The organism is Streptomyces sp. NPDC055243 (assembly GCF_044544025.1).
Classification (GTDB): Bacteria; Actinomycetota; Actinomycetes; order Streptomycetales; family Streptomycetaceae; genus Streptomyces.
This window is the reverse complement of the sequence record NZ_JBITWR010000012.1, coordinates 196,918-211,175: the sequence shown is the minus strand read 5'-3', so window position 1 is coordinate 211,175 and position 14,258 is coordinate 196,918. Positions and strand designations below refer to the sequence as shown.

The 14,258-nt window shown below is 71.8% G+C and carries 12 protein-coding genes; 2 read left to right on the top strand and 10 right to left on the bottom strand.

Features of this window, described 5'->3' with window-relative positions; all coding sequences use genetic code 11:
- Positions 1–10 precede the first annotated feature (10 nt).
- Positions 11–3,073, top strand: a complete 3,063-nt coding sequence (locus ACIGXX_RS31270; protein WP_399980589.1) for an NPCBM/NEW2 domain-containing protein — start codon at positions 11–13, stop codon at positions 3,071–3,073.
- A gap of 90 nt (positions 3,074–3,163) precedes the next feature.
- Here ACIGXX_RS31270 and ACIGXX_RS31265 read toward each other — a convergent pair whose 3' ends face one another.
- From ACIGXX_RS31265 to ACIGXX_RS31250, 4 genes are all read right to left on the bottom strand, one after another.
- The gene (locus tag ACIGXX_RS31265; RefSeq protein WP_399980586.1) at positions 3,164–3,793 is read right to left on the bottom strand and encodes a hypothetical protein; all 630 of its coding nucleotides are present in this window, start codon (positions 3,791–3,793) and stop codon (positions 3,164–3,166) included.
- Between the two features lie 33 nt (positions 3,794–3,826).
- Complete coding sequence (locus ACIGXX_RS31260; protein WP_351165039.1) at positions 3,827–5,635, bottom strand: S8 family peptidase; 1,809 nt, start codon at positions 5,633–5,635, stop codon at positions 3,827–3,829.
- 282 nt (positions 5,636–5,917) lie between these two features.
- Complete coding sequence (locus ACIGXX_RS31255) at positions 5,918–6,979, bottom strand: PAC2 family protein (protein WP_399980583.1); 1,062 nt, start codon at positions 6,977–6,979, stop codon at positions 5,918–5,920.
- Between the two features lie 140 nt (positions 6,980–7,119).
- Positions 7,120–7,791, bottom strand: a complete 672-nt coding sequence (locus tag ACIGXX_RS31250; RefSeq protein WP_351165037.1) for a FadR/GntR family transcriptional regulator — start codon at positions 7,789–7,791, stop codon at positions 7,120–7,122.
- Between the two features lie 167 nt (positions 7,792–7,958).
- Here ACIGXX_RS31250 and ACIGXX_RS31245 point away from each other — a divergent pair, with 167 nt between their 5' ends.
- Positions 7,959–8,501, top strand: a complete 543-nt coding sequence (locus tag ACIGXX_RS31245; protein WP_351165036.1) for a MarR family transcriptional regulator — start codon at positions 7,959–7,961, stop codon at positions 8,499–8,501.
- A 4-nt stretch (positions 8,502–8,505) separates the two neighbouring features.
- Here ACIGXX_RS31245 and ACIGXX_RS31240 read toward each other — a convergent pair whose 3' ends face one another.
- Genes ACIGXX_RS31240 through ACIGXX_RS31215 form a run of 6 tightly spaced genes read right to left on the bottom strand, consistent with a single transcriptional unit; the run spans position 8,506 to position 14,248 of the window.
- Complete coding sequence (locus ACIGXX_RS31240) at positions 8,506–9,525, bottom strand: aromatic ring-hydroxylating dioxygenase subunit alpha (RefSeq protein ID WP_366464959.1); 1,020 nt, start codon at positions 9,523–9,525, stop codon at positions 8,506–8,508.
- Between the two features lie 5 nt (positions 9,526–9,530).
- A complete protein-coding gene (locus ACIGXX_RS31235) occupies positions 9,531–9,755 on the bottom strand; it encodes a recombinase-like helix-turn-helix domain-containing protein (RefSeq protein WP_399980577.1) in 225 nt (74 codons plus the stop codon).
- A 49-nt stretch (positions 9,756–9,804) separates the two neighbouring features.
- A complete protein-coding gene (locus tag ACIGXX_RS31230; RefSeq protein WP_399980574.1) occupies positions 9,805–10,740 on the bottom strand; it encodes a PDR/VanB family oxidoreductase in 936 nt (311 codons plus the stop codon).
- A 13-nt stretch (positions 10,741–10,753) separates the two neighbouring features.
- Positions 10,754–12,691, bottom strand: coding sequence for a thiamine pyrophosphate-binding protein (locus ACIGXX_RS31225; RefSeq protein ID WP_399980571.1), 1,938 nt, complete (start codon positions 12,689–12,691; stop codon positions 10,754–10,756).
- An 11-nt stretch (positions 12,692–12,702) separates the two neighbouring features.
- Positions 12,703–13,488, bottom strand: coding sequence for an SDR family oxidoreductase (locus ACIGXX_RS31220; protein ID WP_351165029.1), 786 nt, complete (start codon positions 13,486–13,488; stop codon positions 12,703–12,705).
- Between the two features lie 19 nt (positions 13,489–13,507).
- Positions 13,508–14,248, bottom strand: coding sequence for an SDR family oxidoreductase (locus ACIGXX_RS31215; protein WP_399980566.1), 741 nt, complete (start codon positions 14,246–14,248; stop codon positions 13,508–13,510).
- Positions 14,249–14,258: the final 10 nt, after the last annotated feature.

Below are 14,258 nucleotides of genomic sequence, written 5' to 3'. Positions count from 1 at the left end.
ACCTCCGGCCATGAGATCACCCACCCGCTTCAGACGGGCGGCCGTCGCCGCCGCCCTGCTCGGGCTCCTCGCCGTGTTCGCCGGTCCCGGTGGCGGCGCGGCGCAGGCCGCCGACGAGACCGCGACCACGGTCGGGGACGTCACCGGCTTCGCCGCCGACGGCTCCGTCTACCGCCTCACCGCGGGCGAGGCCGAGGCCCGCGTCAGTTTCGTCTCGAAGGAGACGTTCCGGCTCGAACTCGCCCCCGACGGCGAGTTCACCGACCCCACCGGCAAGGACATCGTCCTGCCCCAGGGTTCTCCGCCCCGGACGACCTGGGCCGACAAGGGCGACCGCTACGAACTGAGCACCTCCCAGGTGACCCTGCGCGCCTACAAGTCGCCGCTGCGCTTCGCCCTCTACCGCTCCGACGGAACCCAGATCTGGGCCGAGTCCAAGGGCCTGAGCTGGACGAAGGACGCCACCACCCAGAGCCTGGCCCGCGGCGCCGACGAGCAGTACTACGGCGCCGGAATGCAGAACGGGCGCGGCAACACCTCGCACCGCGGCAAGAAGGTCGAGGTGAGCGTCGACTACAACTGGGACGACGGCGGACACCCCAACTCCGTCCCGTTCTACCTGTCTTCCGAGGGCTACGGAGTCTTCCGGAACACGTACGCGCCCAACACCTATGACTTCGCCGAGCCGGTGACGGCCACCGCCAAGGAACAGCGCTTCGACGCCTACTACTTCGCGGGCCGCGGCGGCGACGCCGCCAAGGACGTCATAGGCCAGTACACGAAGCTCACCGGCAAGCCCTTCCTGCCGCCCCTCTACGGGTTGGAGATCGGCGACGCGGACTGCTACCTCCACAACGCCAACCAGGGCGAGCGGCACACCCTGGACTCCCTGAAGGTCGCCGACGAGTATCTGAAGCACGACATGCCCAACGGCTGGATGCTCGTCAACGACGGCTACGGCTGCGGCTACGAAGACCTCGCCGAGACCGCCAAGGGCCTCCAGGACCGCGACATGCAGATGGGCCTGTGGACCGAGGACGGCCTCGACAAGATCGCCGAGCAGGTCAAGGCGGGCCAGCGCGTGGCCAAGCTGGACGTCGCCTGGGTCGGCGACGGCTACAAGAAGGCGCTCGACGGCTGCAAGGACGCCTACAAGGGCATCGAGGACAACAGCGACGCCCGCGGCTTCACCTGGGCCCCCGAGAGCTGGTCGGGCGCCCAGCGCTGCGGGGTGCAGTGGTCGGGCGACCAGAGCGGCAGCTGGGAGTACATCCGCTGGCAGATCCCCACGTACGCGGGCGCGACCATGTCCGGCCTCGCCTACACGACCGGTGACGTGGACGGCATCTTCGGCGGCAGCGCCAAGACGTACGTACGTGATCTGCAGTGGAAGTCGTTCCTGCCGGTCACGATGACGATGGACGGCTGGGCCGCCACCGACAAGCAGCCCTTCCGCCACGGCGAGCCCTACACCTCCGTCAACCGCAAGTACCTGAAGCTGCACGAGTCGCTGCTGCCCTACCTCTACTCGCACAGCCACGAGGCGACGAAGACGGGCGTCGGCGCCGTGCGCCCGCTGGCCCTCGAATACCCCGACGACCCGAAGGCCGCCACCGACGCCGCCAAGTACGAGTTCCTGACGGGCGAGGACTTCCTCGTCGCGCCCGTCTACAAGGACACGACCGTGCGGGACGGCATCCATCTGCCCAAGGGGACGTGGACCGACTACTGGAGCGGCCGCACGTACCAGGGCCCGACGACCGTCGACGGCTACAGCGCGCCCCTCGACACCCTGCCGCTCTTCGTCAAGGGCGGCGCCACCGTGCCGATGTGGCCCGGCGGCATCAGGTCGTACAAGGACCGCACGGCCGACTCCCCGCTCGCCTGGGACATCTACCCGCGGGGCAGGTCCTCCTTCGAGCTGTACGAGGACGACGGCGAGAGCAGGCAGCACCGCGCCGGCAAGTACGCCACCCAGCGCGCCGACGTCGAAGCGCCCCGCTCCGGCGCGGGCGACGTGCGGGTGCGGATCGGCGCGAGCAAGGGGGAGTTCAGCGGCAAGCAGGCCGAGCGGCCGTACGCGTTCACGCTGCACACCGGTGACGCGCCGAGCCGCGTGGAGCTGGCGGGCGACAGGCTGCCGCGGCTCACCTCGAAGGACGCGTACGAGAAGGCGGCCCAGGGCTGGTTCTACGACCGGGACGACCGGGGCGGTGTCGTCAAGGTGAAGACGGCCGCGCTCCGCACGGACCGTGCCTTCGAGCTCGAACTCGACGACACCAGCGCGGTCGGCGGTGCCGTGCCCGGCGCGGGCGCCGCGCTGAGCGCCCCCGCGGGACAGGAACTCGGCGCGGGAGCGGCGGGCAAGGTCGCCGTCGACGTCACGGCGGGGACGCGGGACGCCACCGGCGTCGACGTCACCCTGGACGTGCCGGACGGCTGGAGCGCGGGCACCGCCCACGCCGACCGCGTGAAGGCGGGCACCACGCGCCGCGTCGAGGTCGCCGTCACCCCGCCCAAGGACGCCACACCGGGCGAACAGCCGCTGACCGTCAGGGCCCGCCACCACGCGGCGGGCCAGGACCGCACGGCCACCCAGCGGATCGCGGTCGCCGTCATGCCTCCGGCGCCGACGGCCGACACCTGGGCGAGCGACATGGTGTGGCTCAAATCGGCCAACGGCTACGGCCCCGCCGAACGCGACCGCAGCAACGGTGAGTCGGGCGCCGCCGACGGCCACCCGCTGACCCTCGCGGGAAAGACGTACGAGAAGGGGATCGGCACCCACGCCGACTCCGCGATCGAGGTCTACACGGGAGGCCGGTGCTCGAAGCTCACCGCCGACGTGGGCATCGACGACGAGATCAACGGCTACGGAGAGGTGGCCTTCTCGGTCGAGGCCGACGGGAAGGTGCTGTGGACCTCGCCCCGGGTGACGGGCGCGTCGGCGACCGTGCCGGTGGACGTCGACGTGAGCGGGGCGCGGCACGTGGAGCTGAAGGTGACCGACACCAACGGCTCCAAGAGCGGGGACCACGGCGACTGGGCAGCGGCGAGATTCAGCTGCGCGTAGGCGCGCGGTCCGGTCTCCGGCAGGGAGCGCCGCCGGGCGGGAAGGACTCCGCCCGGCGGCGCCGTCTCTGTTCACCTCACGCGGTGACCGTCACTTCGTGACCACGACGGCCAGGAGGTAGGCGGGGTTGTTGGTGTCGTAGTAGCCGTACACCCGCTGGCCGAAGGCGAAGGCCTCCTGGACCAGGTCGTGGGTCTGCGGGTTGGGGTTGATGAACGCCCGCCAGGCGTCGTCCACGTGCAGATAGAGCACCGACGCCTGGCCGGGCAGCGGCTGGACGACGTCCCAGAACGTCGTCGCGATGTTCGAGGCGATCGCCTGTGTGGAGATCTGGGGCGCCTGGGCCTGCGGGACCTGCTCCTGGCCGAACTCCTGAAGGAGCTGCTGGAACGGCTGCTGCTGGCCGAGCTGCTGGAGCTCCTGGCGCAGGTGCGGCGGGAGCTGCTGCATGGACTGCTGACCCGGGCCACCCTGCTGCTGCATGCCCGACTGCCCTTGCGTGCCCGGCTGCCCCTGCATGCTCTGCATGCCCTGCTGGCGCTGCCCGAAGTGCTGCTGCTGCCCGAACGGCTGCTGCTGTTGCTGGCCGAACGGCTGCTGGTGCTGCTGCTGGCCGAACTGCTGCGGAGGGGCCGTGCTCGGACCCTGCTGCTGGCCCTGTTGCTGCCCTTGCTGCTGGCCCTGCTGCTGCATGGGACTCATATACGGGGTGGTGCTCATGCGGGTGCCACCTTCCGTTGGTGTTGTGATGCCTCAGCCCGTGACGACCAGGCCGACGACCTCGTCGTCCGAGAACCAGACGCGTACGTCGGGATGCCCGCCCGCGAAGGCGGCGTGCACCGCCTGGCGGATGTCGGGCGACGGGTCGTTCAGGTTGCGCCACTCCCCGGCGACGAACAGCCTCAGGCGTGGCGGGAGCTCGGGGGGATAGGGGAGCAGCTCGTCCCAGTAGCGTTCGGCGCGGCCCGAGCCCACCGCCGACGGCAGCAGGTTCGTGACCGCCGACTTGATGTCGGGGCGGTTGCCGATCCGCTGCGAGGCCGGGCGCCCCGGTGCGTCCTGCTGCGGCGAGCCCGTCGAGCGCAGCATCGTACGCGCCCGGGCCGGCGTCATCAGCTGCTGTCCGGCGGCCTTCAGCATGCCCTGCAGACAGGCCAGGGCGCCGACGACGACCGGTGAGGCGGACGAGGTGCCGGAGAACGTGTCGGTGTACCAGGCGATCTCGTCGGCGCCGCCCTGCAGATCACCGGGCTGGTTCCAGGAGCCGCCGGTCGTGGTGGTCTCGCGGCCCCAGCCCTGCGCGTCGACGCGGGCGCCGTAGTTGGAGAACGCCAGGCGCGAGCGGTCCGGGCCGTGATCGCGGCCGTGCGTGCCGGGCGGCGGCGCGCCCGCGCCGACCAGGACGGCGCCCGATGGCCGGTTGGAGGGGTTGAAGGGGTTGCGCCACCACGCGGGGAACTCGTCGGGCCTGCGCTCGTAGACCGCGTCGTCCAGGGACTCCGCGCCGTTGCCCGCCGCGGCGACGACGATGACGCCCTTGGCGGAGGCGTACCGGATCGCCGCGTAGTCGTCGGGCCACCACTCCAGGGCGATGTAGCCCCGCTGGTCGTCGCGCGGCTCGAAGTCGAACCGCGGTCCGGGCCGGTGCAGTTCGATCAGCACGATGTCGCCGGGGCCGAGCCGGTCCGCCGCCGCGTGGATGGTGGCCGCGGTGCCGAGGGGCTGGAAGGAGGCCGCCGCGGTCATCGCCTCGGGCGCGATGCCGGTGATGCCCATCTGGTTGCGGTCGCCGCCGATCACGCCGATCACCGCGGTGCCGTGGTTGCGCCAGGCCACGTCCTGGATGGGGGTGCCGATGACCACGCCGGCGAGCTTGCCGGTCAGGTCCTCGTGGCCCAGCTGCCAGGCGCCCTCGATGTCGATCACCGTGACGCCCTCGCCCGAGCCGCCGAGCCGCTGCCACGCCCACTGGGCGTCGACGCCCTCGGGCGCCGGGCGCAGATAGCCCTGGCGGCCGGTGAAGTCGGGGGTGACGGGGGCGCCTTCCTTGCGGCGCCCGGACTCGCCGATGTCGGGCGCCCCCGACTGGCCGAACTGGCCCGGCCGGCGCTGGGGCGGAGGCTGTGGCCGGTCCGTCGAGCCGAGCGACGCCGGTACGGCGCCCGGCTTGACGTACGCCGTGTCGATCCCCGGCAGCGCCGCCATCCGCGAGCGCAGCTCCTGCGCCCTGCTCTCGCCGCCGCGCACGCGGTAGAACAGCGCCAGGTCCGGTACGTCGTTGCCCTCGCCGTCGTCGATGTGCTGCCGGCCCGCGGAGTGCAGGCGCTCCTCGTTGCCGAACAGCGGCTCCAGGGCGAGCTGTTCGTCGGTGAGGAACATGTTCAGGGCCGATACGTCGGAGCCCGCCGCCGAGCGCACGCCCTCGGCCTGGGCCCGCAGCCGGGCCTCGGGCCGTGCGACGACGATCAGCTCCTGCTCGGACGCCCGGTAGGTGAATCCCGCTCCGTCAGGTCCCGGGCCGCTGGCTCCCGGGCCCCCTGCCGGCTCTGCCTGGTCGGTCATCGCTCACCGCTCCCTTCGGTCCTTCAGGTAGCCGTGCTGTGCGCTGTGGCCGCGCATTCCGGGGCACACCCTGCTACCGCCGCGCGCGGCCGTCCACCCCCTTTGCCCCAACTGGGTTTGAAATCAAGGCGATCAGGGAAACCCGTGCAATTCGTCCGGAAGGCGATGTCACGGCTCAATCCGGCCATACGGCGGCCGCGCGTCGGCCATGCGCCGGCCACCCACCGAACGAAGTGGGGCGGCACCCTTGCGGATGCCGCCCCACTTCACTTGACGCTCTGGTCAGTCCTCGGAGGAATCAGGGGGTCCGGATTCGCCGGTGCTCTCTTCGTCCGCTTCGGATGCCGGTCCCTGACTCGATCCCGATCCCGATCCCGATCCGGGTTCCGGTTCCGCGCGCGGCTGCGGCTTCGGCGGCCTGGTGCGGTCGCCGGAGCTGTCGCGCAGGTAGGGGGCCGCATCGCCGCCCTCCGTGGCATGGCCGCCGGGCTGCGGAGGACCGCCGCCGTCGCGCCGCCGCAGATAGCGCTCGAACTCGCGGGCGATCGCCTCGCCGGTCGCCTCCGGCAGCTCGGCCGTGTCCCGGGCCTCCTCGAGGGACTGGACGTACTCGGCGACCTCGCTGTCCTCGGCCGCGAGCTGGTCCACGCCCACCTGCCAGGCACGCGCGTCCTCGGCGAGATCGCCCAGCGGGATCCGCAGGCCGATGAGGTCTTCGAGGCGGTTCAGGAGAGCCAGCGTGGCCTTCGGGTTCGGCGGCTGCGAGACGTAGTGCGGCACGGCCGCCCACAGGCTCACCGCGGGGACGCCCGCGTGCGTGCACGCCTCCTGGAGGATGCCGACGATGCCCGTCGGACCCTCGTACTTCGTCTCCTCCAGGTCCATGGTGCGGGCCAGGTCCGCGTCGGAGGTGACGCCGCTGACCGGGACGGGCCGGGTGTGCGGGGTGTCGCCGAGCAGCGCGCCCAGGATGACCACGAGCTCCACGCCGAGCTCGTGGGCGAAGCCCAGGATCTCGTTGCAGAACGACCGCCAGCGCATCGACGGCTCGATCCCGCGCACCAGCACGAGGTCACGAGGCTTGTCGCCGCCCACGCGGATCACCGAGAGCCGGGTCGTCGGCCAGGTGATCTTGCGGACGCCGCCTTCCAGGAAGACGGTGGGGCGGTTCACCTGGAAGTCGTAGTAGTCCTCGGCGTCCAGCGCCGCGAAAACCTCGCCCTTCCACTCCTTGTCGAGATGCGCGACCGCGGTGGAGGCGGCGTCGCCGGCGTCGTTCCAGCCCTCGAACGCGGCCACCATGACCGGGTCGACCAGCTCGGGTACCCCCTCGAGCTCGATCACCCAGGCCTCCTTCCGATGTCCTTTACGTACGCCCCAACCTTACGGCGTCCAGCGGTGCCCTCCGCAGCCCCCTTGCGCGGGCCGAGATGACCGGATCACTGCCCCGCCGGAGGGCCGCGCACTCCCGCCGCGGCCGTGCTTCACAGCGTCGTGCGCAGCCACTGCTCCACGCTCGCGATGTGCACCGTCGCCCACGACCTGGCCGCCTCGGCGTCGCGGTCGCGCAGCGCGGTGAGGATCGCGCGGTGCTCGTGCAGGGTGCGGCTGACGGCGTCCTCCTGAGTGAGGCCGCGCCAGATGCGGGCCCGGGTGGTGGGCCCGGAGAGGCCGTCGAGCAGCGAGCAGAGCACCGAGTTGCCGGACGACTGCACGATGCCGCGGTGGAACTCCAGGTCGCAGGCGACCAGCTCCTCCACCGAGGGCGCCGCTCCCAGGGCGTCCAACTGCGAGGTCAGCACGTCGAGTTCGGCCTCGGTGATGTGGGCGCTGGCCATCGCCGTTGCGGCCGGCTCCAGGATGCGGCGCACCGCCAGGAACTCCAGGACCGTGTCGTCGCGGTGGAAGTCGACGACGAAGCTCAGGGCTTCGAGCAGCAGCTGCGGGTCCAGGCTGGTGACGTACGTACCGTCGCCCTGACGTACGTCGAGGATGCGGATCAGCGAGAGGGCGCGCACCGCCTCGCGCAGCGAGTTGCGTGAAAGGCCCAGGTCGGCGGCGAGTTCACTCTCTTTGGGCAGCCGGTCGCCGGGGCGCAGCGCTCCGGAGACGATCATGCCCTTGATCTTTTCGATGGCTTCGTCGGTGACAGCCATGGGGACCTCGCCTCACAAGACAGAAGACATCCGATGTATCGGATGATTATGGCGTGTCCCTGGGCTGTCGCGCACGTGGGTCCGGCGAATACGTACTTCTCTCAGGGCTAAGATTTCCCCTACTGACCGAACTGACCGCGGTACGGGCGAGAGGGAGGCTACGGCAGATGGCCGGGAAGAAGTCGGCGGGGGCCCAGCGCGACGCGGTCGCATCGATCATCGAGGACTGGGCGAGAGAGCGGCCGGAGCTGGACACAGCGCCTCTTGAGGTCCTCGCGCGGCTGCACCGGACCTTCCTGCGCTACAACACCAGGCTCACCACCGCGATCGAGCGGCACGGCCTCGCCGTCGCCGGATTCGACGTGCTGACCGCGCTGCGCAGGGCGGGGGCGCCCTACCGGCTCACGGCCGGCCAGCTCGCCGACTCCGGTCTCGTCTCGTCGGCCGGGGTGACGCTGCGCATCGACCGTCTGGAGAAGGACGGCCTGATCGTGCGCGAGCGCGACGCGGAGGACCGCCGCGTCGTCTACTCACGGCTCACCGAGACGGGCCTCGCCAAGATCGACGAGGTGTTCGTCGAGCATCTCGACAACGAACGCCGGATGCTCGACGGACTCTCCCCGGCCGAATGCCGCCAGCTGGCCCGTCTGATGTCCAAGCTGGAGCGGTCCATCACCGACTCCGACGCACCGCACGAGCCGGAGGCCTGACCGGTCACGCACCGGCGGCCTGGGCCTCCGCCTCCGCGCGGTACATCCGGCGCAGCCGGACCACGCCCAGGTCGTGCTGGTAGAGGTTCTCGCGCTGGTCGGCGTCGGCGGGCATCGCCTCCAGCATCACCCTGTCCTGCTCGAGGACCTGCCAGTGGCGCTCCTCGATGAGGGTCTTGTAGAGGAAGCGCCAGGTGTCGCGCTGCCACCCCTGGACGCGGCGGTAGCGCCAGAAGAAGACGCCGGTGCGGTTCTCGTCCACCGGGCAGACCATGCCGACGATCCCGAACGGGCCGCCGGGGCCGGCCGAAGGCGGATACGGAATGGTCAGGTCCACCCAGTCCACGCCGGTGCGGCACAGCTCGACCCAGTCGAAGTTGACGCCCCGCTGGTCGGTCTTCTCGAAGAAGTAACCGCGCTCCGTCTCCCTGATGCGGAACTTGGCGGTGGTGTCGCCGTCGTACATCGTGTGCGACTCGTGGTGCAGGAACGCGCCGTGCATCGGGTCGAGGAGGTTCTCCACCGCGAACCGCCAGGGGCCGTTCCACTCCGCGTAGCAGAGGATCGCGTCGACGTCGGGGTCGGTGAGCGGCTCGGGAAGGGTGAGGTCGGCCGGTTCCGGGTGTTTCTCGTCGCCGAAGTACGCGAGAATCGCGCCGCCGATCTCCCGGACGGGCAGCGATGTGACGAGTTTCTTGCCCTCCAGGTTGCAGCCGGGCAGGCCCGGTACGGAGGAGACGGTGCCGTCGGTCTCGACCTCCACGCCGTGGTACCAGCAGGCCACCCGGTCTCCGAGGTGTTTCCCCAGGGAGAGGGGCGCGCCGCGGTGCGGGCAGCGGTCGGCGAGCATCGACAGGGCGCCGTCCGAGCGGCGGAAGAGCAGCCACTGCTCGCCCAGCGCGGTGACCTTGCGCATGGCGCCGGGGGCGACGAAGTCCGAGGGGACGACGGGGTGCCACTGATTGCGCAGGCCGGTGGCGTAGATGTGGTCGGCGGAAGCGGTGGGGCCGGCAAGGGTGGTCATCGGGGTCACGCTCCCAGTCGGTTCATCTCGGCACGGAAGGACTCTTCGGTCCACGGGGCGCCGTCGGGCGCGTGGACCTGACGACTGTTCAAGCCGCGTACGACGTCGGAGAGTTCATGGCCCTCCTTGGTGAAGACCTCTTCGAGGGTGGCGGCGAGTTTGTACTCGTAAGGGGGCGGCTCGTGCGTCCGGGACTGGTGGACGTCCAGGTAGGGCCAGGTGGTGGTCACTGTTGCCTCCGGTGGGGAAACACGGATCGGGGAATCACGGGGCGAGGAATCACAGATCGAGGACGAGGCGGCCGGACGCGCAGCGCGAGACGCAGATCATCATCGAGGTGTTGGCGGCGTGCTCGGCCTCGCTGAGCAGGAAGTCGCGGTGGTCAGGGGTCCCGTCGAGCACGCGGGTCTCGCAGCTGCCGCAGATGCCTTCCTGGCAGGAGCTGCTGACGCTCAGGCCCGCGGCCTCGGCGGCTTGAAGGATGGACGTGTCGGGGCCGATGGAGAGCGTGCGGCCCGAGGCGCGGCACTCCACCTCGAACGCGGAGTCGTCCCCGGCCCGCTCCACGACGGGCGCGGCGAACCGCTCCACGCGTAGCCGGTCCGCCGGACAGAGCGCCTCCACGGCGGCGAGCAGCGGCTCGGGGCCGCAGCAGTACACGAGCGTGCCCTCGGGCAGCCCGCCGAGCGCGGCGGCCAGGTCGATGTGCCCGTGCTCGTCCTGCGGCACGACGGTCAAGTCGCCTTCCAGAGAGGCAAGTTCGTCGGTGAACGCCATCGAGCCCCGGTTGCGGCCGCCGTACACCATCCGCCAGTCCGCCCCGCGCCGTGCGGCCTCGCGGGCCATGGCGAGGAGCGGGGTGACGCCGATGCCGCCCGCGACGAAGAGATATCCGGGCGCTTCCTCCAGTGCGAAGTGGTTGCGCGGCTCGGACGCGGTGACCGTCTGTCCGGGGCGCAGCTTGGTGTGCACGTGCCGTGAACCGCCGCGCGACGCGGCCTCGTTGAGGACACCGATGCGGTACGTGCACAGGTTCCGCGGGTCGCCGCACAGGCTGTACTGGCGTACGTGCCCGCCCGTGTGGAGGTCGAGGTGCGCGCCGGGCGTCCAGGCGGGCAGTGGCTTGCCGTCCGGGTGGGCGAGCTCGACGGAGAGGACTCCGTCCGCCTCCCAGGTCATGCGGCGCACCAGCAGGGTGAGTTCGCTCTCGCTCATGGTGGGGTCCTCCTCACTGGCCGGGGATCTTGACGGGCGGGGTGAACGGGTTCTTCATCGGCCCGAGGCGGGCCAGGTCGACCTCGACGAGGGTCGGCCCGGCGGAGGCCACGGCGTGACTGATCACGGGCTGTGCGTGCTCCTCGGCGGCGATCCTGGCGTAGGCCAACCCGCAGGCCCTGGCGAGGAGTTCGAAGTCGGGCGTGGCGAGGTCGACGCCCGAGCGGCGCTCGCTGTAGCGGTCCTGCATGTTGCGGAGCACTCCGTACCCGCCGTCGTTGAAGACGATCAGGGTCAGCCGGGGCCGCTCCTGGGCGAGCGTGAGGAGCTCCCCCAGGTGGACGGCGAGCCCGCCGTCCCCCGCGAGGACGACGGTGGGCGCGTCGGGCCGCGCGAGCGCCGCGCCGATGCCCATGCCCAGGCCCTGTCCGATGCCGCCGCCGCGCGGGAAGACGTTGTCGCGGGGGTCGTACATCTCCAGGAGCCGGTTGCCCCAGCTGCTGGACGGGATGGTCACGTCGCGGGCGACGACCGCCTCACGGGGCAGCGCGGCACGGATGGCGTCGCAGATCGCGGCCTGGGGGCCGATGTTGTCGTGCAGGGTGGCGCGGACGTCCTCGCGGACGGCGGCGACCCGCCGCGTCCAGCTCTCGTCGGCACGGCGCGCGTGCGGCAGCAGGGCGGCGAGCACGTCCGGCGCGTGCCCGTGCAGGGCGTGCCGCGCCGGGTACACGCGGCCGAGTGCCTCGGCGTCGATGTCGACCTGGACGTGCGCCTCGGGGAGCGCGAGACCGTAGTCGGCGGTCTCGTTGGACCGGAAGTGCGTGCCGATGGTCAGGAGCAGGTCGGCGTCCGCCAGGAGCGACCGGACGGCCGGGGTGGTGGCGAAGTTCCCGATGACCTGCGGGTGGTCCTCGGGCACGGAACCCCGGCCGGAGTTGGAGCTGAGCAGCCCGGCGCCGGTGGCGTGCAGCAGCTCGGCCAGCTCGGCTCCGGCACGGGTGGCGCCGCCGCCCGCCCAGACGAGGGGGCGCCGGGCGGTGCCCAGGAGGGCCTGGGCGGCGGCGAGTTCGCCTTCGGTGGGCCGGGGGAGGCCGGGGCGCCGTGCCCCGGACGGCGCAGGTGCGGTGGTCGGTCTGCCGCCCGGGCCCTCGGCCGCGTCGGCGACGGCCGGTGCGGCGACGGTCGGCTCGCCCGCTGCCTCCACCAGCCCTGCGCCCGCCAAGCCGGTTGAGCTTGCCGGGTCTGCGTCCGCCGAGTCGGTTGAGGCGGTCGGGTCGGTGGCCGTCAGGTGGGTTGAGCTTGCCGGGTCTGCGTCCGTCGAGGCGGTTGAGCCTGCCAGACCCGCGCTCGTCGGGTCGGTTGAGCCTGCCGGACCCGCGCTCGTCGAGGCGGTTGAGGCGGTCGGGCCCGAGCTTTCCGGGTCCGTTTGTGCCGCGTACTGCAGATCCACCGGCCACTCCACGCTCGCCGGGCCGCCCGGGTCCGTCAGAGCCGCTCGGGCCGCCTCGCGGAGGATGCGGCCCGCCGTGTCGGCGGACGGGATCGTCGCCGCGTACTTGGACACCGCGCCGAGCATGCCCAGCTGGTCCTTGGTCTCGTGGATGAAGCCCCGGCCGCTGCCCAGGAACTCGGCCTCCACCTGGCCCGTGACGTGCAGGACGGACGTGCCCGCGCTCAGCGCCTCGACCAGGGAACCGGCCGCGTTGCCCGCGCCCGTGCCCGTCGAGGTCAGCGCACAGCCCAGCGAGCCGCGTGCCCGGCCGTAGGCGTCGGCGGCGTTCACGGCGGTCGCCTCGTGGCGGACGGGGACGAAGCGCAGCTCCCGGTCGACGGCCTCGACCAGCGGCAGATTGTGCACGCTGACGATCCCGAAGACCGTGTCGACGCCGAGTTCGCGCAGGACGGCGACGAGGAGGTCGCCGCCGGTGGCGTAATGCAGGGGTGGCATGGGTGAGCTCCTCAGAGGATGCCGCGGCCGACGCCGCCGCAGACGTCGATGCTGGTGCCGGTGGTGTACGAGGCGCGGGGCGAGAGCAGCGCGACGATCGCGTACGCGACCTCCTCCGCCCGGCCCAGGCGCCCGAGCGCGATGCCGCGGTCCGCCGCGAGCTCCGCCTGCCAGTCCTCGTAGCTGAGACCGGAGTCGGCGGCCGCATGACGGCGGGTCCACTGGCCGGTGTCGATCAGGCCCAGGCAGACCGAGTTGACGCGGATGCCCTCCGGGGCGAGCTCGGTGGCCAGGGACTTGGAGAGGTTGAGGATGCCCGCGCGGGCCGCGCTCGTGGTGATGAGCCGGGGTTCGGGCTGCTTGGCGAGCACCGCGTTGACGTTGACGACGCTCGCCGCGTCCGACGCCGCCAGGTGCGGCCGGGCCGCGTGCAGGGGGTTGAGGACGCCGGCGAACTTCAGCTCCAGCTCGTCGCGCCAGTCCTCGGCGGTCGAGTCGTCCAGGCCCTTCATGCGGGACTGCCCCGCGTTGTTGACGAGCCCGTCGACCGAGCCGAAGGTGTCGGCGGCGCGCTCGGTGAACTCCCGTACGGCGTCCGCGTCGCGCACGTCGCACACGCCCGTCAGGAGGCGGTCGCCGCCGCCGAGTCCTGCCGCCGCCTTCGCCAGGCGGTCGGCGTCACGCCCGCAGGTCGCGACGCGCGCGCCCTCGTCGAGCAGGGCGCGGACCGTGGCCAAGCCGACGCCCGAGCTGCCGCCGGTGACCAGGACGGTCCGGTCGGAGAGGCCCAGATCCATAACTCAGTGCTCCAGTACGTCAGTTCATGGTGAATCCGCCGTTGACGGCGATCACCTGTCCGGTCAGGTAGCGGGACTCCTCGGAGAGGAGGAAGGAGACGAGCCCGACGAGGTCGTCCGGCTGCTGCGGGCGTGAGATCGCCCGGTTGCCCCGGTAGAGCGCGTGCCGCTCGGTCGGCACCGTCGCGGTGGCCTCGACCTCGGTGAGGCCGGGCGCCACCGCGTTCACGGTGATCCCCTTGTCGCCGAGCTCCCGCGCCATCGCCCGGGTCAGCGCGATCACCGCGCCCTTGGAGGCGATGTAGTGGGCCAGGCGCGGTGATCCGTAGAGCGCCGCGTCCGAAGCGATGTTGACGATCCGCCCGGGGGAGCGGAAGAGCGGGTGCAGGGCCTTGGCGACCAGCCACGGGCTGCGGGCGTTGACCGCCATCAGGCGGTCCCACACCTCGACGTCGATGTCCTGGAACTCCTTGCCGCCGACGCCGTTGGCCAGCGAGGCGTTGTTGACCAGGCCGTACAGCGGCCCCAAGTCACGTACGGAATCCGCCAGTTCATCGACCGACGCCGGGTCCGCCACATCGCACCGTACGAAGTGGGCATCGAGGCCCTCCGCGCGCAGTTCCGCGACGGCCTCCCGGCCCCGCGCGGCGTCCACCTCCGCGACGACGACCCGGAAGCCGTCATCGCCCACCCGGCGGGCCATGGCCAGTCCCAGGCCACGGCCCGCGCCGGTGATGACGACGGTGCGGCCGTCGGTCACGGGTGACGCC

Excerpts from the sequence above, each read along its gene's own strand:
- ACIGXX_RS31220 (WP_351165029.1), bottom strand. The coding sequence starts at position 13,488 with ATGGATCTGGGCCTCTCCGACCGGACCGTCCTGGTCACCGGCGGCAGC.
- ACIGXX_RS31270 (WP_399980589.1), top strand. The coding sequence starts at position 11 with ATGAGATCACCCACCCGCTTCAGACGGGCGGCCGTCGCCGCCGCCCTG.
- ACIGXX_RS31225 (WP_399980571.1), bottom strand. The coding sequence starts at position 12,691 with ATGCCACCCCTGCATTACGCCACCGGCGGCGACCTCCTCGTCGCCGTC.
- ACIGXX_RS31260 (WP_351165039.1), bottom strand. The coding sequence starts at position 5,635 with ATGACCGACCAGGCAGAGCCGGCAGGGGGCCCGGGAGCCAGCGGCCCG.
- ACIGXX_RS31240 (WP_366464959.1), bottom strand. The coding sequence starts at position 9,525 with ATGACCACCCTTGCCGGCCCCACCGCTTCCGCCGACCACATCTACGCC.
- ACIGXX_RS31250 (WP_351165037.1), bottom strand. The coding sequence starts at position 7,791 with ATGGCTGTCACCGACGAAGCCATCGAAAAGATCAAGGGCATGATCGTC.
- ACIGXX_RS31265 (WP_399980586.1), bottom strand. The coding sequence starts at position 3,793 with ATGAGCACCACCCCGTATATGAGTCCCATGCAGCAGCAGGGCCAGCAG.
- ACIGXX_RS31230 (WP_399980574.1), bottom strand. The coding sequence starts at position 10,740 with ATGAGCGAGAGCGAACTCACCCTGCTGGTGCGCCGCATGACCTGGGAG.
- ACIGXX_RS31245 (WP_351165036.1), top strand. The coding sequence starts at position 7,959 with ATGGCCGGGAAGAAGTCGGCGGGGGCCCAGCGCGACGCGGTCGCATCG.